General features: G+C 61.1%; 22 protein-coding genes. 12 read left to right on the top strand and 10 right to left on the bottom strand.

Annotated elements, in window-relative coordinates; translation table 11 throughout:
* Positions 1-77 precede the first annotated feature (77 nt).
* The 4 genes from D109_RS0108910 (at position 78) to D109_RS0108895 (ending at position 4,187) form a co-directional block, all read left to right on the top strand.
* Positions 78-1,172, top strand: coding sequence for a polyamine ABC transporter substrate-binding protein (locus tag D109_RS0108910; protein WP_017476585.1), 1,095 nt, complete (start codon positions 78-80; stop codon positions 1,170-1,172).
* A gap of 71 nt (positions 1,173-1,243) precedes the next feature.
* A complete protein-coding gene (locus tag D109_RS0108905) occupies positions 1,244-2,386 on the top strand; it encodes an ABC transporter ATP-binding protein (protein ID WP_003195240.1) in 1,143 nt (380 codons plus the stop codon).
* A complete protein-coding gene (locus D109_RS0108900) occupies positions 2,383-3,303 on the top strand; it encodes an ABC transporter permease subunit (RefSeq protein WP_017476584.1) in 921 nt (306 codons plus the stop codon). The genes D109_RS0108905 and D109_RS0108900 overlap by 4 nt, the downstream gene beginning before the upstream one ends.
* The gene (locus D109_RS0108895; RefSeq protein WP_017476583.1) at positions 3,300-4,187 is read left to right on the top strand and encodes an ABC transporter permease subunit; all 888 of its coding nucleotides are present in this window, start codon (positions 3,300-3,302) and stop codon (positions 4,185-4,187) included. Before D109_RS0108900 ends, D109_RS0108895 begins: the two co-directional genes overlap by 4 nt.
* A 119-nt stretch (positions 4,188-4,306) precedes the next feature.
* Here D109_RS0108895 and D109_RS0108890 read toward each other — a convergent pair whose 3' ends face one another.
* Positions 4,307-4,948 carry an HD domain-containing protein gene (locus D109_RS0108890; protein WP_017476582.1) on the bottom strand — a complete coding sequence of 214 codons (642 nt, stop codon included), beginning with the start codon at positions 4,946-4,948 and terminating at the stop codon, positions 4,307-4,309.
* A gap of 267 nt (positions 4,949-5,215) precedes the next feature.
* Between D109_RS0108890 and D109_RS0108880 the strand changes: the two genes are divergently transcribed.
* A complete protein-coding gene (locus D109_RS0108880; protein WP_017476580.1) occupies positions 5,216-6,181 on the top strand; it encodes a GlxA family transcriptional regulator in 966 nt (321 codons plus the stop codon).
* Here the strand turns inward: D109_RS0108880 and D109_RS0108875 are convergent.
* Positions 6,159-6,512 carry a carboxymuconolactone decarboxylase family protein gene (locus D109_RS0108875; protein WP_017476579.1) on the bottom strand — a complete coding sequence of 118 codons (354 nt, stop codon included), beginning with the start codon at positions 6,510-6,512 and terminating at the stop codon, positions 6,159-6,161. The genes D109_RS0108880 and D109_RS0108875 overlap by 23 nt on opposite strands.
* Positions 6,513-6,611: 99 nt before the next feature.
* Here D109_RS0108875 and D109_RS0108870 point away from each other — a divergent pair, with 99 nt between their 5' ends.
* Entirely contained in the window at positions 6,612-7,514 is a 903-nt protein-coding gene (locus tag D109_RS0108870; protein ID WP_017476578.1) for an AraC family transcriptional regulator, read from the top strand.
* A 132-nt stretch (positions 7,515-7,646) separates the two neighbouring features.
* Here D109_RS0108870 and D109_RS0108865 read toward each other — a convergent pair whose 3' ends face one another.
* Positions 7,647-10,010 (bottom strand): penicillin acylase family protein, encoded by a 2,364-nt coding sequence (locus D109_RS0108865; RefSeq protein ID WP_017476577.1) that lies wholly within the window; start codon positions 10,008-10,010, stop codon positions 7,647-7,649.
* Positions 10,011-10,249: 239 nt separating this feature from the next.
* On the opposite strand from D109_RS0108865, the gene D109_RS0108860 reads away from it, so the two are divergent.
* Together D109_RS0108860 and D109_RS0108855 are read left to right on the top strand one after the other, a co-directional pair.
* Entirely contained in the window at positions 10,250-11,335 is a 1,086-nt protein-coding gene (locus D109_RS0108860) for a GNAT family N-acetyltransferase (RefSeq protein WP_017476576.1), read from the top strand.
* Positions 11,332-12,213, top strand: a complete 882-nt coding sequence (locus D109_RS0108855) for a hypothetical protein (protein WP_017476575.1) — start codon at positions 11,332-11,334, stop codon at positions 12,211-12,213. Before D109_RS0108860 ends, D109_RS0108855 begins: the two co-directional genes overlap by 4 nt.
* On the opposite strand, the gene D109_RS0108850 is transcribed toward D109_RS0108855, so the two are convergent.
* The 4 genes from D109_RS0108850 to D109_RS0108835 form a co-directional block, all read right to left on the bottom strand.
* A complete protein-coding gene (locus D109_RS0108850) occupies positions 12,203-13,429 on the bottom strand; it encodes a DegT/DnrJ/EryC1/StrS family aminotransferase (RefSeq protein WP_017476574.1) in 1,227 nt (408 codons plus the stop codon). The genes D109_RS0108855 and D109_RS0108850 overlap by 11 nt on opposite strands.
* Positions 13,426-13,839, bottom strand: a complete 414-nt coding sequence (locus D109_RS0108845) for a multidrug efflux SMR transporter (RefSeq protein ID WP_008438917.1) — start codon at positions 13,837-13,839, stop codon at positions 13,426-13,428. The genes D109_RS0108850 and D109_RS0108845 overlap by 4 nt, the downstream gene beginning before the upstream one ends.
* Positions 13,839-14,195, bottom strand: a complete 357-nt coding sequence (locus tag D109_RS0108840; protein WP_003213864.1) for an EamA family transporter — start codon at positions 14,193-14,195, stop codon at positions 13,839-13,841. Before D109_RS0108840 ends, D109_RS0108845 begins: the two co-directional genes overlap by 1 nt.
* Before the next feature lie 113 nt (positions 14,196-14,308).
* Positions 14,309-14,893, bottom strand: coding sequence for a DUF6436 domain-containing protein (locus D109_RS0108835; protein WP_017476573.1), 585 nt, complete (start codon positions 14,891-14,893; stop codon positions 14,309-14,311).
* 111 nt (positions 14,894-15,004) lie between these two features.
* Here D109_RS0108835 and D109_RS0108830 point away from each other — a divergent pair, with 111 nt between their 5' ends.
* Entirely contained in the window at positions 15,005-15,946 is a 942-nt protein-coding gene (locus tag D109_RS0108830; protein WP_017476572.1) for an alpha/beta hydrolase, read from the top strand.
* A 110-nt stretch (positions 15,947-16,056) separates the two neighbouring features.
* On the opposite strand, the gene D109_RS0108825 is transcribed toward D109_RS0108830, so the two are convergent.
* A complete protein-coding gene (locus D109_RS0108825; RefSeq protein ID WP_017476571.1) occupies positions 16,057-16,809 on the bottom strand; it encodes a DUF2059 domain-containing protein in 753 nt (250 codons plus the stop codon).
* 131 nt (positions 16,810-16,940) lie between these two features.
* Here D109_RS0108825 and D109_RS0108820 point away from each other — a divergent pair, with 131 nt between their 5' ends.
* On the top strand, positions 16,941-17,573 hold the full coding sequence (locus D109_RS0108820; protein WP_017476570.1) for a 2OG-Fe(II) oxygenase: 633 nt from the start codon (positions 16,941-16,943) through the stop codon (positions 17,571-17,573).
* A gap of 2 nt (positions 17,574-17,575) precedes the next feature.
* The gene (locus D109_RS0108815; protein WP_026077849.1) at positions 17,576-18,070 is read left to right on the top strand and encodes a DUF523 domain-containing protein; all 495 of its coding nucleotides are present in this window, start codon (positions 17,576-17,578) and stop codon (positions 18,068-18,070) included.
* Between the two features lie 110 nt (positions 18,071-18,180).
* Here the strand turns inward: D109_RS0108815 and D109_RS0108810 are convergent, their stop codons facing one another.
* Positions 18,181-18,960: a transporter substrate-binding domain-containing protein gene (locus tag D109_RS0108810; protein WP_017476568.1), complete on the bottom strand. Its 780-nt coding sequence runs from the start codon at positions 18,958-18,960 to the stop codon at positions 18,181-18,183.
* A gap of 134 nt (positions 18,961-19,094) precedes the next feature.
* On the opposite strand from D109_RS0108810, the gene D109_RS0108805 reads away from it, so the two are divergent.
* On the top strand, positions 19,095-19,535 hold the full coding sequence (locus tag D109_RS0108805; RefSeq protein WP_003213848.1) for a DUF4399 domain-containing protein: 441 nt from the start codon (positions 19,095-19,097) through the stop codon (positions 19,533-19,535).
* Positions 19,536-19,676: 141 nt separating this feature from the next.
* Here the strand turns inward: D109_RS0108805 and serA are convergent, their stop codons facing one another.
* Positions 19,677-20,906 (bottom strand): phosphoglycerate dehydrogenase, encoded by a 1,230-nt coding sequence (gene serA / locus D109_RS0108800; protein WP_017476567.1) that lies wholly within the window; start codon positions 20,904-20,906, stop codon positions 19,677-19,679.
* Positions 20,907-21,023 lie beyond the last annotated feature (117 nt).

Here is a 21,023-nt window from a genome sequence, read left to right as displayed (position 1 = left end):
TTTATCGAGGGTAAGTTGCGCGCCGGTTTTGTTGCCGGGCAACAACTTCGGGCCCAACTATTTAAGAGGACCTCCACTTGCCAATTTCGTTATTTCGCAAAGCCTTGCTGGTGGGTGCAGGTATCACGCTGGCTGTCAGCGTGCAGGCCGCGCCGACTGTGCATATTTATAACTGGTCGGACTACATTGGCCCGGACACCCTGGCCAACTTTGAAAAGGTCACCGGCATCAAGCCGGTCTATGACGTGTTTGACTCGAACGAAACCCTGGAAGGCAAGTTGCTCGCCGGGCGTACCGGGTATGACGTGGTAGTGCCGTCGAACCACTTCCTTGGCAAGCAGATCAAGGCCGGGGCGTTCCAGAAAATCGACAAGTCGCAACTGACCCACTACGCCAACCTCGACCCGGCGCTGCTCAAGCGTCTGGAAAAGAACGACCCGGGCAACCAGTACGCCGTGCCGTATCTGTGGGGCACCAACGGCATTGGTTACAACGTCGATAAGGTCAAGGAAGTGCTGGGCGTCGACAAGATCGATTCCTGGGCCGTGCTGTTCGAGCCGGAAAACATGAAGAAGCTGGCGAGCTGCGGCGTGTCGTTCATGGACTCGGCGGATGAAATGCTGCCGGCGGTGCTCAACTACATGGGTTTGAACCCCAACAGCACCAACCCTGAAGACTATAAGAAGGCTGAAGAGAAACTCCTGAAAGTGCGTCCTTACGTGACCTACTTCCATTCTTCCAAGTACATCTCGGACTTGGCCAACGGCAATATCTGCGTGGCGGCCGGCTTCTCCGGTGATGTGTTCCAGGCCAAGGCCCGTGCGGCCGAGGCGGGTAAGGGCGTGAACATCGCCTACGTGATTCCGAAGGAAGGCGGCAACCTGTGGTTCGACGTACTGGCCATCCCCAAGGATGCGACCAACGTCAAAGAGGCCCTCGCCTTCATCAACTATTTGCTGAAACCTGAGGTGATCGCTCAGGTCAGTGATTACGTCGGTTACGCCAACCCTAACCCAGGGGCGGACAAACTGATGGAGCAATCGATACGCACCGACGAAGCGGTTTACCCACCGCAGGCGGTTCTCGACCGGACTTTTGTCAACTTCGAGCTACCCCCGAAAGTGCAACGTTTGATGACCCGTAGTTGGACCAAGGTCAAGACGGGCAAGTAAAGCTTAAGGCTCAAACTATCCAAGGCTGGCCCGTATTGGGCCTGCTGCAAATTTTGTTGGGAGTTTCGTAAATGGCAGTTGCCTCCGGCGCCTATAAGAAAGCCCTCGAGGGCGACCAGACACCGAAAAAGGTGCTGGTCAAAATCGACCGGGTCACGAAGAAATTCGACGAGACGATTGCCGTGGACGATGTGTCCCTGGAAATCAAGAAAGGCGAGATCTTCGCCTTGCTCGGCGGATCGGGTTCGGGCAAATCCACCTTGTTGCGCATGCTCGCAGGCTTCGAGCGCCCAACGGAAGGACGCATTTACCTCGACGGTGTGGACATCACCGACATGCCGCCGTACGAGCGGCCGATCAACATGATGTTCCAGTCCTACGCCTTGTTCCCCCACATGACCGTGGCCCAGAACATCGCGTTTGGCCTGCAACAGGACAAGATCCCCAAGGCTGAGGTCGACGCCCGTGTGGCCGAGATGCTCAAGCTGGTGCAGATGAGCCAGTACGCCAAGCGCAAGCCGCACCAGCTGTCTGGCGGTCAACGCCAGCGGGTGGCCCTGGCGCGTTCCCTGGCCAAGCGTCCGAAACTGCTGTTGCTCGATGAGCCGATGGGCGCATTGGACAAGAAGCTGCGTTCGCAGATGCAGCTGGAACTGGTTGAGATCATTGAGCGCGTCGGCGTGACCTGCGTGATGGTGACCCACGACCAGGAAGAGGCCATGACCATGGCCGAGCGCATCGCGATCATGCACCTGGGCTGGATCGCCCAGATCGGCAGCCCGATCGATATCTATGAAACGCCGACCAGCCGCCTGGTGTGCGAGTTCATCGGCAACGTCAACATCTTCGACACCCAGGTGGTGGACGACGCCGAAGGCCACGCGGTACTCAAGTGCCCGGACCTGGACCGCGACATCTACGTCGGCTACGGCATTGCCACCTCGGTGGAAGACAAATCGGTGACCTACGCCATCCGCCCTGAAAAGCTGCTGGTGACCACCGAAATGCCGACCTGCGAGCACAACTGGTCCAGCGGCAAGGTGCACGACATCGCCTACCTCGGCGGCCACTCGGTGTTCTACGTCGAATTGCCGAGCGGCAAGCTGGTGCAATCCTTCGTGGCCAACGCCGAGCGCCGTGGCCAGCGTCCAACCTGGGGTGACCAGGTGTACGTGTGGTGGGAAGACGACAGCGGCGTGGTACTTCGCTCATGAACATGAAGAAGTTCAAACGCCAGCTGCAACGAATAACCCCCGGTGGCCGGCATGTGGTCATCGGGATCCCTTTCCTCTGGCTGTTCCTGTTCTTCATGCTGCCGTTCTTCATCGTCTTGAAGATCAGCTTTGCCGAAGCCGACGTGGCGATCCCGCCATACACCGAGATCTACACCTTCGTTGAACAGAAACTGCAGTTGGTGCTGAACCTGGCCAACTACGGAATGCTGGGCGATGACGAGTTGTACATCGCGGCGTACCTGGGCTCGCTGAAGATGGCGTTTTTCAGCACCCTCCTCTGCCTGCTGATCGGCTACCCGATGGCCTACGCCATTGCCAGCGCGCGCAAGGAAATCCAGACGGTGCTGGTGCTGCTGATCATGATGCCGACCTGGACTGCGATCCTGATCCGCGTCTACGCGTGGATGGGCATCCTCAGCAACAACGGCTTGCTCAACGGCTTCCTGATGTCCATGGGGTTGATCAACGAACCGCTGCAGATCCTCAACACCAACATCGCGGTGTATATCGGCGTGGTCTATTCGTACCTGCCGTTCATGATCCTGCCGCTGTACGCGAACCTGGTGAAGCACGATCAAAGCCTGCTGGAGGCCGCATCGGACCTGGGTTCGAGCACCTTCAACAGCTTCTGGAAAATCACCGTGCCGCTGTCCAAGAACGGCATCATCGCCGGCTGCATGCTGGTGTTTATCCCGGTGGTGGGCGAGTTCGTGATCCCGGAACTGCTGGGCGGCCCGGAAACCCTGATGATCGGTAAAGTGTTGTGGCAAGAGTTCTTCAACAACCGTGACTGGCCGGTGGCGTCTGCCCTGGCGGTGGTGATGCTGGCGATCCTGATCGTGCCGATCATCCTGTTCAACCGCAGCCAAGCCAAAGAGATGGAGGGCAAGATATGAAGCGCGTCAGTTTCTCAAGCTTCATGCTGGTGGCGGGGTTGCTGTTCATCTACCTGCCGATGCTGATCCTGGTGATCTACTCGTTCAACGAATCCAAACTGGTGACGGTGTGGGGCGGTTGGTCGATCAAGTGGTACGTCGGCCTGTTGGACAACACCCAGTTGATGGGCTCGGTCGGTCGCTCCCTGGAAATTGCCTGCTACACGGCGATTGCCGCGGTGGCGCTGGGTACGTTGGCGGCGTTCGTGCTGACGCGTATCAGCCAGTTCAAGGGCCGCACGCTGTTTGGCGGCCTGGTGACGGCACCGCTGGTGATGCCGGAAGTGATCACCGGCCTGTCGCTATTGCTGCTGTTCGTGGCCATGGCGCAGATGATCGGTTGGCCCCAGGAACGTGGCCTGGTGACCATCTGGATCGCCCATACCACGTTCTGTTCGGCGTATGTGGCGGTGGTGGTGTCGGCGCGTTTGCGTGAGCTGGACCTGTCGATTGAAGAAGCCGCGATGGACCTGGGTGCGCGACCGTGGAAGGTGTTCTTCCTGATCACCATCCCGATGATCGCGCCGTCGCTGGCGGCGGGCGGCATGATGTCGTTTGCGCTGTCGCTGGACGACCTGGTACTGGCCAGCTTCGTGTCGGGGCCGGGTTCTACCACGTTGCCAATGGAAGTGTTCTCGGCAGTGCGTCTGGGGGTTAAACCCGAGATCAACGCCGTGGCCAGCTTGATTCTGCTGGCGGTGTCGATCGTGACCTTCCTGGTGTGGTTCTTCAGCCGCCGCGCGGAAGAGATGCGCAAGAAAGCGATCCAGCAGGCGATTGAAGAAGCGGCTGCGGATGGCTGGGAGAAGCCGGCGGACTCGCGTCGCGCGCCAGCGCCGGTCTAGGATGATCGTTCCCACGCTCCGCGTGGGAACGCCTCCTGTGACGCTCTGCGTCACGACTCTGAGAGCTGACGCGGAGCGTCCAGGGATGCATTCCCACGCAGAGCGTGGGAACGATTCTGTCAGGCCATCCAAGGCGACTTGCGAATCACCTCGACAAAGTTCATCGGCTTGAACCCAGGCTCCTGATCCACCAGCACATCGGTCTTCACGTTGCCAAACGTGGTCTGCGGACGATGGCGCAAGCCGTCGGCAAACGCGCAGATGATGCACTCCTTGAACCCTTCACCCCGTGGATGCGCATGTACCACCGCTTCGCGCTGCACGCTGGTAAACGCCGCGTACTCCATCCCCAACACATCCATCTCCACGCCAGCCGTCACCAGCGCCACGGTTGGACGCAAATGCTTGGGCACCCCCGGCGTGGTGTGCAGGGCGATGGACAACCACACCTGTTCGATGTCGTCATCGCTCAGCCCGTAAGGCTTGAGGAAATCCGCTGCCGCGTTGGCGCCGTCCACTTCAAAGCGCTCGTCATCACTGCGGTGACCTTCCACCAGGCCCAGGTCGTGGAACATGGCGCCGACGTACAGCAGCTCCGGGTTATAGGCCAACTGCTGGCGCTCCCCACTCAAGGCGCCGAACAGAAACACCCGGCGGGAGTGGTGGTACAGCAGGTCGGATTCGATGTCGCGGATGTATTCGGTGGTGGCCTTGGCCAGGGCGCTGTCCGGGATCTTGATGCCGGCGATGGTGGTGCTCATGGTCGTTATCCTCAAGAAAGCGCCGGGTTGGCGCCGATGAGTCCAGTCTGGTCGCGCGCTCGCGAGGGGGCCATCACGGCGAGGGTGCGATCCCGGCCAATGTGCCGCGATATCGCGCCAAGGCTATGCGCGATCAAATGTGGGAGCTGGCTTGCCTGCGATAGCATCACCTCGGTATACCTGATGGACCGAGTCGCCTGTATCGCAGGCAAGCCAGCTCCCACAGGGGTTTTGCATTTATTCAGTTGGAAAAAGGTATTTCTATCCATGGGCAAAACCGTCGCCATCCTGATCTTCCCCGGCGTCCAGTCACTGGACGTGACCGGGCCCCTGGATGTTTTCTGCGAGGCCAACCGTTTTCTGCCGCCCGAGGAGCATTACCAGTTGGAGGTGATTGGCCTGGGCCACGGCAACATGGCCTGTTCCAACGGCTTGTCGTTGCAGGCGCATCGGCATTTCAGTGAAGCCGTCGAGCCTTACGATTTGCTGTTGATGGCCGGCGGGCCGCAGCTGCCCTTCGAGGATTTCGGCCCGGTGTTCAATCAATGGCTGCGTGACGCCAGCGCGCGAGCCAAACGTTTCGGCTCCATTTGCAACGGCGCCTTCATGCTCGCCCGCGCGGGCCTGCTGGACGGGCGCACCGTCACCACCCACTGGGGCGACGCCGCCGACTTGGCCAGTTTGTGCCCATCGGCCCAGGTCGAAGCCGACCGCCTCTACGTGCAAGACGGCAACCTCTACACCTCGGCCGGGGTGACGGCAGGCATCGACCTGTCGCTGTACCTGCTCGCCCAGGACCACGGGCCGGAAGTCGCCCTCAGCGTGGCCAAGCGCCTGGTGGTGTTCACCCAGCGTTCGGGCGGGCAGTCGCAGTTCAGCCCGTTTTTGACACCCCACGCAGAAGCTACCTCGGCGGTGGCGCTGGTACAGCTCTACGTATTGGCCAACCTGACGGGCGACCTGACCATCGCTGATCTGGCCAAGGCTGCCAACATGAGTGCACGCAACTTCTCGCGGGTATTCGCCCGGGAAGCGCAGATCACCCCGGCGGAGTTCGTCGAGCGGGCGCGGGTGGATGCGGCGCGGGTGATGCTGGAAAGCACCCACGCGCCACTCAAGACCGTGGCGTACCAGTGCGGCTTTCGCGACGCCCAGCACATGCGCAGTGTGTTCAATCGCCGACTGGGCGTGACGCCGCAACAATTCCGACTTAACTTTGCGGCGCCGGTTTGAGCGTGTCGTAGGCTTCCAGGGCACGCAGCGAGTAGATATACGCCGCACCGGCATTCAGCGAAATCGCCGTGGCCAGAGTCGCCGCCACTTCTTCGCGGGTGGCGCCGGCCTTGATCGCTGCGTCGGCATGCACGCCGATGCAACCGTCGCAACGTGTGGTGATGGCCACGGCGATGGAAATCAGCTCACGGGTCTTGGCATCCAGGACGTTGTTTCCCTCGGCAGCTTCCCCCAGCGCCATGTAGGCTTTGACCATCTTCGGGTTGCTCTTGCCCAGTGCGCCAAAGGCTTTCTTCACGGTAGGCAGCAAGTCGGACCAGTTATTGAACATCGCGTTAACTCCTGAACGGGTTGGGTGTGAAGCCAGTCTGGGCCGTTCCGGTTTGGCGGTATTGTTCAATCCGCTCACCTTTTTGACCGATGCTCGCAAATGAACTCCATCGACACCTTGATCGCGTTGGCCAACCTGCGGGGCAGCCTGGACCTGCGTTGCCAGTTCCAGGGCGCGTGGGCCATGGACCACGAGCCCGAGCCGCTGGGCGTGGCGCCCTATCACATCGTGCTGGCGGGCACCTGCCGCGCCGAATTGTCCGGCGGGCAGCAGGTGACACTGCAGGAGGGCGACATCCTGTTGATGCCCGGTGGCGCGACGCACCTGGTGCGCAGCCAGGGCGCGCGAGTAAAACCGGTGGCGCAGACCGTGATCGAAGGCGGCTTGCTGCCGATCCATCGCCTGGGCGGTGAGCAGCCGGACGTGGACATGCTCTGCGGCAGCTTTCGCTACAACCGCCAGTCGTTGCTGTTCGGTGCGTTGCCGGACTACCTGGTGGTGTCCAGCCGGCAGTGGCAGGCCGATGGGCAGTTGGCTGCATTGATCGCACTGCTGCGCAGCGAGGCGGACGGGCAACGGTTGGGCGCGCGGTTTTTCATTGATGCGCTGTCGTCGGCGTTGTTCACCTTGATCCTGCGGGCGTGGCTGACGCAGCAAGCGCCGGTGGCCGGCACCTTTGCCTTGTTGACCGACAAACGCCTGGGCAAGGCCTGGCAGGCGATGCTGGCGGATCCCGGCCATGAGTGGACCATCGACAGCCTGGCCAGCGCCGCGTCGATGTCCCGGGCGACGTTCATGCGCGGGTTTGTCAAAGTGGCGGGTGTGTCGCCGTGGGTGTTACTGACGCAGTTGCGCATGGAGTTGGCGTTTAACCTGCTGCATCAGTCGCGGCTGAGCCTGACGGATATTGCTGCCCAGGCGGGGTATCAGTCCCAGGCGGCGTTCAGCAAGAAATTCAAGGAGACCTACGGTGAAGCGCCGGGGCGGCTGCGAGCACGGTAGACGCCACAACGCAGATCAAAATGTGGGAGCGGGCTTGCTCGCGAATGCGGAGTGTCAGTCACCAGATGTATTGACTGATCCACCGCATTCGCGAGCAAGCCCGCTCCCACATTGGGTCTTCTGTTTCTTCAGTTATTGCGGTGTCCGGGCCGGCAATAGCTTGAGGGTACTGCGGGTATTCGCCGTCACTTCCTCATCATTGAAATGCGCCTGCTCATACCCGCCCTCGATATACGTCTCTGCCTGGTCGGAGTAGTGCTTGTCGAACGGCACGCCACTCTGCCCAACCGGGTTGATGGTCAGTGCATGGGCGGCATCAGCGAAATCAATCAGGCGCCGGGTCGACGGTCCGTACGTCACCGGCCACGGCGCCGGGCCGATCTGGGCGGATTGGTTGTTGGGCACTTCATGGGTGCCGGGCGCCGCAAAGGGACCGACGTTGACGATCTTGTCCAACGGCTTCTGCGAGCCCAGCGGATGGCCGTGGGTCAGGGTGTGGGCCTTGCCCCATTGCCACTGCGATGGGTCGTCACCGAAGGTCGCCTTGAGGTGTTGCAGGCTGTTGTCCCACGCGAGCTTGACGGTGTCGGCGCGGTGGCCATTCCACCAGGGCGAATCCGCTGAAGCGGTCAGGCGTGGCAAGGCAGCGTCCACGACCCGGGTGGTGAGCAAGGTCTTGAACATTGCATCGCCCAGTTTTGGGTGGAACGCGGCGTCAGTGAGGTTGAACAGGAACTGGTTGAACAGCGTGGCACTGGTGGACCCCAGCGGATAATCGCCTTTCCAGGTTGCCAATTGTTCCACCAGCTTCAACTGCGCCGGGTCCTTGACCACTTCACGCAGCACCGGCAACAGCGGTGCCAGCAGCCGTGGGCCGTAGGCGGTGGTGGTGCCGAGCTGCAAGGCCTGGCTGTTGTCCACGTCCCATTTCACGCTGTTGTCGCTCAGTTGAGCGTTCAACTGCTGGCCACGGTCTGCCAGGTTGTAATAACCGGGAATCGGCATGCCGGTGGGGGACGCGGGCTGGGCATTGGCGGACACCACATAACCGCGGGCCGGGTTTTCTTCCTGGGGGTTGGCGCTGAACGGGTAGAAGCCGAGCTTGTCCGCCTGGGCGGTACTGCCGTCGAGTATAAAGCCCGGGTTGGCCCCGGCCGGGCGGATCGGCAGTTGCGCCGCCGCCCACCAGCCGATATCGCCCTTGGCATTGGCCCATACGATATTCAAGCCTGGCGCCTGGACCTTGGCCGCCGCTGCGCGGGCCTTGGCCAGCGTGTCGGCACGGTTGAGCTGGTAGAAGCCGTCGAGGATCGGGTTCTCGGTGTTGAGGAACGCCCACCACATGGCAATCGGCGTCTTGCCGGCGTTTTCGCCGAGTACGTCATTGATGATCGGGCCGTGGGGCGAGGTGCGCAGGGTCAGGGTTACCGGGTCCTGGCCCTTGACCGCGATCTGTTGCTCGCTGCTGGTCATGTCCACCCACTTGTCGTGGTACCAGACCTGGTTGGGGTGGTCCGGGTTGACCTTCTCGGCGATCAGGTCGAGGTCATCGTTCTGGAACATGGTCAGGCTCCAGCCGAAATCCTTGTTGTGGCCCAGGAACGCCACTGGCACCAGCGCGTTGTGATAACCGTAAAGCTCGAAGCCCGGCGCCGACAGCTGCGCCTCGTACCACACCGACGGCACCGAGAAGCGGATATGCGGGTCACCCGCCAGCAACGGCTTGCCGCTCTTGGTGCGGCTGCCGCTGATGGCCCAAGCGTTGCTGCCTTCGAACTGCGGCAGGCCGTTGTCGGCCATGGCCTGTTCGCTCAACTGGGCGATGGCGCCCAAATCCTTCCAGTCACCGGCCGCGAGGTTCAGCGCGCCCTTGGGCTGCCAGTCGAGGTCGAAGACCTTCAGGTAATCGCTGCCCAGTTGATCGCGTACGTACGTCAGCAAGGGTTCGGTGCGAAAGGCGACGGCAAAGCTGTAGGCCAGGTAGCCGGCGACGCTGATGGTGTCTTCGGCGGTGAACCGGCGCTTGGGGATGCCCAGTACGTCGAACTCCATGGGGCTGGCGTGGCTGTCCTGATACTGGTTGACCCCGTCCAGGTAGGCTTGCAGGGCCTTCCAGGGCGCAGACTCATGGTCCATATGCTCGACGTAGCTCAAGGCACGCTCGCGAATGCGCAGGCTGCGGAACAATTTGTCGGTCTCCAGCAGCTTGGGGCCCAGCACTTCGGCTAACTCTCCACGGGCCAGGCGGCGCATGATCTCCATCTGGAACAGCCGGTCCTGGGCATGTACATAGCCGAGGGCGCGGTACAGGTCGGTCTCGTTCTCGGCGCGGATATGCGGCACGCCACGGTCGTCGTAGCGCACGGTGACCGAACCTTGCAGATGGGCCAGCTCCACCGTGCCCTGGCGGGTCGGCTGCTTGCTGTACACGTACCAGCCGGCGCCAACCATCAGGGCTACGAGCAGGATGGCCAGCGCGGTCAGGATGCGTTTCATGGGTTGTCCCTTATTAGTCGGTCACCGTGAAGATTCGGGCAGTTTAGTGGGTTTGGCGAGCGGTGAGGAATATGCTGTCGGGTTCGTGTTCCCTGAACCTCACCTGCATGAAGTCGGGGTTATGAAGTTGGACGCGGGTGGCCGGGTTATTATGTTTACTCTGTTACATGAAACCAGCCGCGCCGTGATCAACCAGGCCATCCGGGCGCGCCTTTGCTATCACTTTCGGAATGCAATTTATGACAGATCCCAGCCGTGCACTGGTGCCTTATGCCTGTTGCATGGAAACGCCATCGCTGATCAGCAATTTTTTGCGATACCCGCCGGTGGGCTTCGACGCCCAGCTGTCAGCACAGGGACTGCCGTACTTTTTCACCCGGTTCGACCTGCAAACTACCGCCGACGACGAGCTGCGCACCCGCCTGCGCCGTTGGCCGGGGTACCGTTTGTGGCAGTCATGGCTGCATATCGACACCTGCTTTGTCGGCACCACGGTCAGCGAATACTCCCCGTTTCCGCTGAGCGTACCGCCACAGGACATGGCGCAATGGCTGCAACAGGAGTGTGCACCGCAACGCAAACTCACCATCGTCAAAGACGTGCCGCTGGATTCTCCACTGCTCAGTGTCGAGGACAATCGTTACGCACACGTGTTAATCGAGGCTTGCACCCAGCGCGGATTCATCAATGTAGAGGGCCAGGCGCTGGCCTATGTGCCCATCGACTTCACCTCGATTGACGAGTATCTGTCGCGGCTGTCCCATAGCCGGCGCCGCAATATCCGCCGCAAGTTGCGCAGCCGTGATGAGTTGCGCATTGAGATCCTCGACACCGGCGATGTGCGGTTCAGCGATGAGCAATGGCAGCAGGAACTGTATCGGCTGTACAAGGCGGTGTACGCACAGAGCGAAATCCACTTCGATTTGCTCACGCCCGAATTCTTCATCCAGTTGCTCACCGATGCTGACAGCGGTGGCCATGTGTTCTGTTACTGGGACGAGGACGAGTTGGTCGGCTATAACCTGTGCTACCAGCAAGATGGCAAGTTGCTCGACAAGTACATCGGCCTGAACTACCCGCTGGCGCTGGAGCACAACCTGTACTTCGTCAGTTGGTTTGTGAACCTGGAGTACGCCCTGGAAAAGGGCCTGCAGTTTTATGTCGCGGGCTGGACCGATCCGCAGGTCAAATCCAGCCTCGGCGCCAAGTTCACCTTTACCCGCCATCTGGTGTGGGTGCGCAACCCGCTGTTGCGCAAGGTGTTGAACCGCTTCCGTCACCACTTTGAAAGCGACATGCAATGGCAGCAGGAGCAAACCTCATGAGCCAGGCCCGACCCGCGTTGATCCTCGATTTCGATGGCGCCGTGAATAACATTCCCGGCGCCATCACCCTGCCGTTGCAGGCCTGGCAGGAGAAGATCCGGTTCGGTTGCCGCTGGGCACAGTTCAAGGAGCTGGAGAACGCCCTGCAAGCGCAGATGCCCAATGACTACGGCTGTGTGTTTACCGGCAGCGGTGACTATCACCACCTCAGCCAGTTGTTGTTGAACCGTCTTCCCACCCAGCAAAAGATCCAGCTGATCATTTGCGATAACCACCCGGACAACATGCGCTATCCGTTTGGTATCCATTGTGGGTCCTGGGTTTATTGGGCCAGCCGTTTGCCGCAGGTCGAGCATGTGCATGTGCTGGGCATTGGCTCGCCGGACATTTCCCTCAAGCACGCCTGGGAGAATCACTGGTCACCGCTGGTGAAACGCAAGCTGACCTACTGGAACACCAACGTCGATACCCGCTGGTTGAACTGGATCGGCGCAGGCCGCAGCAACCGTGGATTCACCAGCGCGGACGAGTTGATGGGGGCGTTCCTGGCGCAGCTCGACCCTTCGCTGCCGGTGTATCTCTCCATCGACAAAGACGTGCTGAGCCCGGAGGTGGTGAATACCAACTGGGACCAGGGCGAGTTTCTGGAGCAGCATTTGAATGCGCTGATCGATGCCTGCCAGGGCAGCATTATCGGCGCGGACATTACCGGCGATGTCTCGGCTTATCACTACCAGAGCAAGTTCAAGCGTTGGCTGAGTGCGTCGGATGGCCAGGAAGAGCTGCCGGAGAACCAGGTGGTGATCTGGCAACAGCAGCAGAATGAGTTGAACGCGCGCTTGTTGACCCGTATCGATCAAGGCTGGGCTAGCGTTTAAGAATGCGCCGTAGATGATCCAGCACTTGCTCGAACAGTTCGTCCGTCAGCCAGTGGCTGTTGCTGATCGACAGCGTTTGGGCGGCGAAGCTTTGCGCGTGGGGGATATCGGCGCCTGGCTGTAACAGCGGGGTGAGTGCCGGGTAGCCCGGCAAGACGTGGATAAACAGGCGGGTGACGCCGAGGCCCGCCGTCCACAGTTGCGCCATCGCGGTATCGCGGGTTTGGGCGCTGGGCATCACCACCATCAGGAAGGGCCAGGTGCCTTGCTGGCCTGGGCTGTCGCTCAATACCGAAACGCCGGGCAAGCTGCTCAACTGCGTCACGCGGCGCAAGGCCCGCAGGCGGCCTTGCTGCAAATGCTCGGGCAAGCGTGCCAATGCGGCAGCGCCGACCTTCTGGCGATAGCCGCCCAACCGGTGCAACGGAATATCGTTGACGGAAAAATCATCGCCGACCGCCGCCACTTCATCGCCCCGCGCCAGCGCTGCCCTCAGCGGTTTGCCGTACACGTACTTCAGCCCGCGAGGCTGATACGCCGCGGCGTAGCCCCACAGCTCGGCGCTGCGTTGCACTTCCCAGCGCAGGCTGAAGGGCAAGTCCTGCCGGCATTGCTGGTGCAACGCCTGATGCAGCACCGGGTCCCGGCTGAACAACACGCCGCCTTCGGCCGTCGTCAGGCCTTTGCCCAGCGCCATGCTGAAAAAACCGATGTCGCCTTTGAGTCCGACGCTTTTTCCGTCATCCAGTGCGCCCATGGCTTGGGCTGCGTCTTCGATCACCGTCACGCCGAAGGGCTCGGCAATGCGCTTGGCGGCATCCACATCCGCCACGCGCCCGGCCAGGTGGGTGACGACGATCGCCAGGGTGTTTTCGTTGCACAGCTGCGCCAGCTGTTGCTCGTCCAGGTCGATGCTGCCGGGCTGTAAATCGCACGGCACCACGCGTAATGGCGGGCAATGATGGGCAGCCAGGGCCACCAGCGGGCAGGTATAGGCCGGCACAATAAGCTCGGTGCGCCCAGGACAACGTTGCTGCAACACCCGCAGCGCCATGATCAGGGCGGCCGTGCCGGAGCAGGGCAGGGCCGGCAACGGGATGTCGAGCTGTTGGGCCAGGTCGCGGGCCAGGTCGCCCGAGAGGTTGAACAAATCCTGCCAGCGCAGGGGAAGGCCCGCCGTCGGCGGAATCTCCCGCTGGCTGACAACGGGCGTCATGACGCCAGCGTCTGCGAGGGCTCGGCCTCGACGGTCTTGCTCTCTTTGTCTTCACTGCGCGCCAGGCACAGGATGCCGGCAATAATCAGCGCACCACCGACGATTTTGGGCAGGGTCAGGGTGTCGTTGAACAGCCACACGGAGATCAACGTCACGCTGATCAGCTCCAGGTGGGAGGCCGCGAACGCGGGGCCTACCGGCGCGTATTTCAACAACGTCATCCAGGTAAAAAATGCACCGATGTAGCCAACGAATGCCCCGTAGATCCAGGGCGCACCAAACACGCGTATCAGCCACGCGGCGTCCATTGTCAGCGGTTCGGCATGAATCGAGGCGAACTTAAAGCTGACCTGCGCCAAGGTATCGAAAATGATCAGCGACAGAAAACCCAGGATATAAAACCGTTTCATTACTCAAACCCCACGACGGTCACGCCACAGGCGATCAGCATGATGCCGATCAACCGCCATTTGCTCAGGCTTTCCTTGAACAGGAAACGGCCCGCAATCATGATCACGACAATGTTGATGGAGCCTAGCATCACCCCGACCGACAACGGCACCAGTGTCAGGAAGGCCAGCCACAGCACGAATTCGAAGACATAGCAGATGATGCCCAGCCAGATCCACGGACGCTTGAGCATATGGCGCCAGTGGGCCATGCCGTCATGCTCGGCGCTGGCTGAAGCGGCGGCTTTAAACGCCAACTGGCCGGACGTATCGACGATAACGTTGAGTATCCAGAGGATGATGGTTAATTGGCTCATGTGTTCCCGTGTCGTCTGCTGGTACGGCTAGCTGCTTACGATACAGGAGCGTGCCGATACAGTTGTTCGAGTTTGTCGAACGAACAGCGTCTGTTCAGCTTGGCGCGCCCGGCTCAGGGTGCAGGCGCGGCCCCGTTCCACTCGCAGTAACAGCCTACCGCCAGGGTGTGGGTCGCGTTGACCTCGCGCCCGCCTTCGAGGGCTTGCAGGATGGGTTCGATAAAGCTGTTGCTGGAGTTACACGTCAGCCCTTCGCTGTAGGGCCCGAAATACGCCAGCTTGCCGCTGCGGTCCCAGATGCCCACGGCAGGACTGGCAGGCAGGTGCTGGGCGCCTGGCACGGCCTTGAGGGCCTTCATCGCGCCGAGGGTGGCGGGTAATTGGCCGTGGCTGCCGGCTTTCTGCAGGGAATAGAACTCCACGCCCTGGGGGGCGTACTGCTCGATCAGTTCGCTGAGGTGCTGTTGGTTGCCGACATTGCACGGGCAGGCCGGGTCCCAGAAGTGCACCAGGCGGATCGGACCCGGGCCGGCAAGTTCGGCGGGCAGGCTCAGGCTGTCACCGGAAAACACCGCCGTATGCTCACTGAATGCCCGCAGGTAGCGCCCCTGGAACCAGTCATACGCCGCCCATAACACCCCGGCGCAAATGATCACGATCAGGCTGGCGAAGAGGGTGGTGCGGTAGGGCTGTCGCATTTGGATCGATCCTCGGAGGTCGCGTAGCTTGCCATGCTTGCCCTGACAGATGAATATCGCGACTCGATATTCATCTGTTCAATGCGTTGAAGCCATAGTCTGGAAGTTCTTATGCCCGTTACGTTTGACCCTGATCATCTACGCGAAAGCTTGCGGCCCCTGGTGGACGCGCAGCCGCTTTCTGCCGAGGCCCGGGTCTACCAGCGCTTCTACGGCCTGGACCTGCCCGCCCGCAAGGTGCCCGCAGTGAGCCGCCTGGGGCGGTTTGCGGTGGATGGGTTCGAGGTGGTCTGCCAGGTGTGGTGGCCGCCCGTTCCGGTGGCGACGATGTTCCTGTTTCATGGCTTCTACGACCATATGGGCCTGTACCGCAATGCCGTGGATTGGGCGCTGGACCAGGGCTTTGTGGTGATTGCCTGCGATTTGCCGGGCCATGGTTTGTCCAGCGGCGAGCGGGCCAGCATCGATGACTTTGCGGTGTACCAGGACGTGGTGCAGGCGCTGTTTGAGCAGGCCAAGGCGTTGCAGCTGCCGCAGCCGTGGCACCTGTTCGGGCAAAGTACCGGCGGCGCAATTGTGGTGGACCACCTGCTTAACCATGGCGTCGACAGCCCGGCCCAGGGCAAGACCTTTTTGCTCTCACCGCTGGTGCGTCCCCGCGCCTGGGGCTGGTCGCAGCTCAGTTATTACTTGCTCAGGCCGTTCGTCAAAGGCATCGCCCGGCGTTTCAGCGATAACACCAACGACCCGCAGTTCAAGCCGTTCCTGGAGGCCGACCCGTTGCAGCCACGGCAGTTGCCCACCGCCTGGGTGGGCGCGTTGGCGCGCTGGATCAAACACATTGAAGCCGCGCCACGCAGTACGCGGCGGCCGGTGATCGTGCAGGGCGAGGAAGACATGACGGTGGACTGGCAGCACAACCTGAAGGTGCTGCGCAGCAAGTTCGACCAGCCGGAAATCTTGATGCTGCCGCGCGGCAGGCATCATTTGGCGAATGAGATTCCGGAGATTCGGCAGGTGTACTTCAAATTTCTAAATGATCACCTGGCCTGAGATCGTTCCCACGCTCCGCGTGGGAACGCCTCCGAGGACGCTCCGCGTCCCGTGACGCAGAGCGTCACCAGCTGCGCTCCCACGCGGAGCGTGGGAGCGATCAATCGGTGTCAGGGTGCCAGGCTTGAAGTGCTTTGACCGACCGCCAGCCCGGCGCGAATCGCCGCCAATGCCGCCTTGTAGTACGCCTTGCCCTCCGGCGACTCGGCGAATGTCGCGAACTCCTCCAGCTCCGGGTCGGACAGATCCCGGTAGACGTACAGCAACGTGTTGTTCAAATCATTGCCAATCTGCTGCATCAGGCGCTCACGCTGGCCATTCAGCATGCCTTGTGCCTGGCCGCCGCCCAACAGGCCGGGGATCATCTGGCTCAAGCTGTCGGCCGCCACACCGGCAATCGCCAGGCTGACTTCAGCCCCGGCTTCCCGCGCAGGCAGCGCCTGGGCCAGGTGGCCAATGATCAGGCTGCGGGTGGCGTCGGCCTCCATATGCGGCAAGCCCTGGGCATTCTTCGCCAGTTGATCCCGGCGGGTGGCCAGCAACTCGGCGGCGACAATCTTGCGGCCAAGGGGCGATTGGAAGAAGGCCAAAGCCGGCTTCGGGTCCGCCAGATTCTTGCGTAGCTGTGCTTCGGCGCGCTGGTCTACCGACTGCGGCGCGAAGCGTTTATTGCTGTTGTCCACCAGCGCTTGATACACCGCCGGCGGCAGGCTGTTGCGGTAGCGTTGCTGGGCGGCACTGAGGGCGTCATTAAAATGCGCGCGCTGGTCTGCCCAGCCGGCGACCTTGTACAACTGGTCATGGCTGTCTGCCCAGGCGGGCAAAACGCAGAGCATCAGCAAGGAAAAAAACAAACGACGCATAGGGACTCCTGTCAGTCGGCCACTATTGTCCGTGTCGGGCGTAGGATTTGTCGAGAAATCCTATCGGTCTCCTGACTAAAGTGTATTCAGACGCTCGGCGGCTCTGTCGGATTCACAGGCGTATGGATACTATGCGCGCCATGCCCATACCCTCCGATCACCCGCTGCTGTTACGCATTGTCGATGACCTGGCCGCACAAGGCTGGTCGCAGCAGAATATCTTCCTGCCCGAGGCTCTGACCCTCGAACTGGCGGCTGAGTGCCATAAACGCGCCGCCGAAGGCGAATTGGCGCCCGCCGCCGTCGGACGCGGACCGTCCCAGGAGATTCGCGAGGGCATTCGGGGGGACCATATCCAGTGGCTGGAACCGGGTGAAGTAGTCGCCTGCGACACTTACCTCGAGCTGATGGACAGCCTGCGGGTGGCAATGAACCGCGGCCTGTTCCTCGGCCTGGAAGACTTCGAAAGCCACTTCGCGATGTACCCACCGGGGGCGTTTTACCTCAAGCATGTGGACCGTTTTCGCGATGACGATCGGCGCATGGTGTCGGCGGTGATCTACTTGAACAATGCCTGGCTGCCGGAACATGGCGGCCAGTTGCGCATGTACCTCAAGGGCGACGTCGAATACGATGTGGTGCCCATCGGCGGTTGCCTGGTGGTGTTCCTGTCGGGGGAGATCCCCCATGAAGTCCTGCCCGCCACCCGCGAACGCCTGTCCCTTACCGGCTGGTTTCGCCGGCGGGGTAACGAGCCGTTCTGATGATGCAAAAGATTCTGGTCAGCCGCTGCCTGCTGGGGCACCGGGTACGCTACGACGGAGGGGCCAGCGGGCCTTTCGACCAACTCGCCGCATGGCAGGCCGAAGGCCGGGTGGTTGCTGTTTGCCCGGAAGTGGCGGGTGGCTTGCCGACGCCACGGCCGTCTGCCGAAATCCCGGGCGGGCAGGGGATTGATGTGTGGGAAGGCCGTGCCCAGGTGCTGACGGCCCAAGGGGAAGACTTCAGCGAAGCCTTCCTCGATGGCGCCCGCCAAGCGTTGGCGTTGGTGCAGCGTCACAACATCCGGGTCGCCGTGCTCAAGGCCAACAGCCCGTCTTGCGGCAATCTGCTGACCTATGATGGCACCTTCACCGGCGTAAAGGTCACCGGCGAAGGCGTGACGGCGGCATTGCTCAAACGCCATGGGGTGCTGGTGTTCAGTGAGCTGGAGTTGCCCGAAGCGGCAGCGGCCCTGGCAAAACTCTCCAGCCCGACATAGATCAAAATGTGGGAGCGGGCTTGCTCGCGAAAGCGCGGTGTCAGTCACCGGATGCTCAAGCTGACCCACCGCATTCGCGAGCAAGCCCGCTCCCACATTGACCGAGTCGTTTACTCGGCCTTTTTGACCGGCTTGCTCGCATCCATCCCGAACCACTTCTCCGACAACGCCGTCAGCCGGCCATCGGCCTTAATCCGTTGCAGGGCCTTGTCCAGGCTGGCCTTGAACGCCGGGTTACCCTTCTGGAACGGAATCGCCAGGCTCAGCGTAGGGCCGACGTCTGCGCCTTCCTTCACCGGCAACTGACTGTCGCGAATCGCGTAGGGAATCAGCAACCGGTCACTGATGGCGGCATCAATCTGTTGGTCAGCGACGTCCTTGATCGGCTGCCTGGCATCGGCATAGCTGCGCAAATCAACGCCCTCGGCGGTGCGCGCCTGCTCCACAAACTGGCTGCCCTGGGCCACGCCCAACGCCTTGCCCTTGAGCGCCGCGAAGCTGCCCAGCGGGCGTTGTTCCTGCTTGCGCACGATCAGTTGTGCACTGGAGTAGCTGTAAGGCTCGCTGAAGTCGAAACGATCCGCCAGCTCAGGAGTCATAGCGATATGGTTGATGGCCACGTCGTACTTGGCGCTTTCCACGCCGGGCAGCAGATCGGCGGCATCGACGGTGATAAAGGAGGGGCGTACGTCCATTTCCTTGGCCAGCAACTCACCCAGCTCCACTTCAAAACCGGTGAGTTTGTCGCCTTCCTTGAAGTTGAAGGGCGGGGTGTTGGCTTCCAGGGCGATGCGCAATTCCCCGCGGTCAAACACATCGTCGATCAGTTCGGCATGGGCCAACGGGCTTACAAGGGGAAGTAAAAGTAACAGGCCAGGCAGGAAACGCATGGTCTCTCCTAAAGAATTCGAATGAGCGAGGCGCTGTTCCGGCTCGCTTTGCTATGGTGTTGAGTGCCTTGGACAGCAATTTGTCGCGAAGTTGTCATAACCCTACAGATTTCACCGAAAAACTGGAGAAGTGAATGAAAGCCTTTTTGACCCGTGCAACCCTGGCCAGCCTATTGCTGGGTGCTTCGATGTTGGCGACCGCTGCTGATGGCATCCCGCGCAGCGCTCCACCAGAAGGTGCCAAAGTGTTCATCGTGTCGCCCAAAGATGGCGCCACTGTCGATAAAACCTTCACCGTGAAATTCGGCATGGAAGGCCTGAAACTGGCCCCGGCCACCAGCCAGGACCCGGGCACCGGCCACCACCACCTGCTGATCGACCAGAAAGAGTTGCCGGATGCCAGCGTGCCGATCCCGGCCACCGACACCGTGATCCACTACGGCAAGGCCCAGACCGAAACCGAGCTGACCCTCACCCCAGGCAAGCACACGCTGCAACTGGTCGCCGGCGACAAACTGCACATGCAGTTCAACCCGACTGTAGCCTCGAAAGTCATCACGGTTAACGTGAAATAAAAAAACGGGAGCCCCTTGCGGGACTCCCGTTTTTTGTTTGTAGGAGCGAGCTTGCTCGCGAAAAACCTGAGGGCACCGCGTGCATCCAGGATGCACGCGTTTTCGTTAACGTTTTTCGCGGGCAAGCCCGCTCCTACAGGATTAAAACAACACGCGGCTACGGATAGTGCCTTTGATGTGTTGCAGCTTCTCTTGCGCCAGGTCCGAGTATTCGGCGTCTACGTCGATCACCACGTAGCCGACTTTCTCGTTGGTCTGCAGGAACTGACCGGAAATGTTGATGCCGTTTTCCGCGAAGACCTTGTTGATCTCCATCATCACGCCAGGGATGTTCTGGTGGATATGCAGCAGACGGTGCTTGCCAGGGTGAGCCGGCAGCGCTACTTCCGGGAAGTTGACCGAGGACACCGACGTACCGTTGTCGCTGTACTTGACCAGTTTCTCCGACACTTCCAGGCCAATGTTGGCTTGGGCTTCAGCGGTGGAACCGCCGATGTGCGGAGTCAGGATCACGTTGTCCAGGCCACGCAGCGGGCTTTCGAAGATGTCGTCGTTAGAGCGCGGCTCTACCGGGAACACGTCGATGGCGGCGCCGATCAGGTGCTTGTCCTTGATCGCGTCGGCCAGGGCGTCCAGCTCGACAACAGTGCCGCGTGCGGCGTTGATCAGGATCCCGCCCTTCTTGATGGCACGGATTTCCTTCTCGCCGATCATCCACTGGGTCTCAGCGGTTTCCGGTACGTGCAGGGTCACGATGTCGGACATGCCCAGCAGCTCGGTCAGGCTCGACACCTGGGTGGCGTTGCCCAATGGCAGCTTGGTCAGGGTGTCGTAGAAGAACACCTGCATGCCCAGGCCTTCGGCCAGAACCGACAGTTGAGTGCCGATCGAGCCGTAACCGACGATACCCAGCTTCTTGCCGCGGATTTCGAAGGAGTTGGCTGCGCTCTTGATCCAGCCGCCACGGTGGCAGGAAGCGTTCTTCTCAGGAATACCGCGCAGCAGCAGGATGGCCTCGGCCAATACCAACTCAGCCACGGAGCGGGTGTTGGAGTACGGTGCGTTGAACACCGCGATGCCGCGCTCGCGCGCTGCGTTGAGGTCGACCTGGTTGGTGCCGATGCAGAAACAACCTACAGCGACAAGCTTCTTGGCGTGATCGAAGATCTCTTCGGTCAGCTGAGTGCGGGAGCGAATGCCGATAAAGTGCGCGTCGGCGATCTTTTCCTTGAGCTGGGCTTCCGGCAGAGAACTGGTGATGTACTCAATGCTGGAGTACCCAGCAGCCTTCAGAACGTCGACGGCCGATGGGTGGACGCCTTCCAGAAGAAGGAACTTGATCTTGCTCTTATCGAGAGAAGTCTTGCTCATCTGCGTAAACCTGTATCCCGGAGAAAAATGGCAGGGAATCGGATCACGTAAGCTGACCCGGACGGCAGGAAAGCCGTCACCGCAGAACGCCCTTGGGCACTATCCTGCGGGGGCGGT

The organism is Pseudomonas sp. PAMC 26793, assembly GCF_000313235.1.
In the GTDB taxonomy this organism is placed as follows: domain Bacteria; phylum Pseudomonadota; class Gammaproteobacteria; order Pseudomonadales; family Pseudomonadaceae; genus Aquipseudomonas; species Aquipseudomonas yamanorum.
This window is presented reverse-complemented; position numbering and strand designations above follow the sequence as displayed.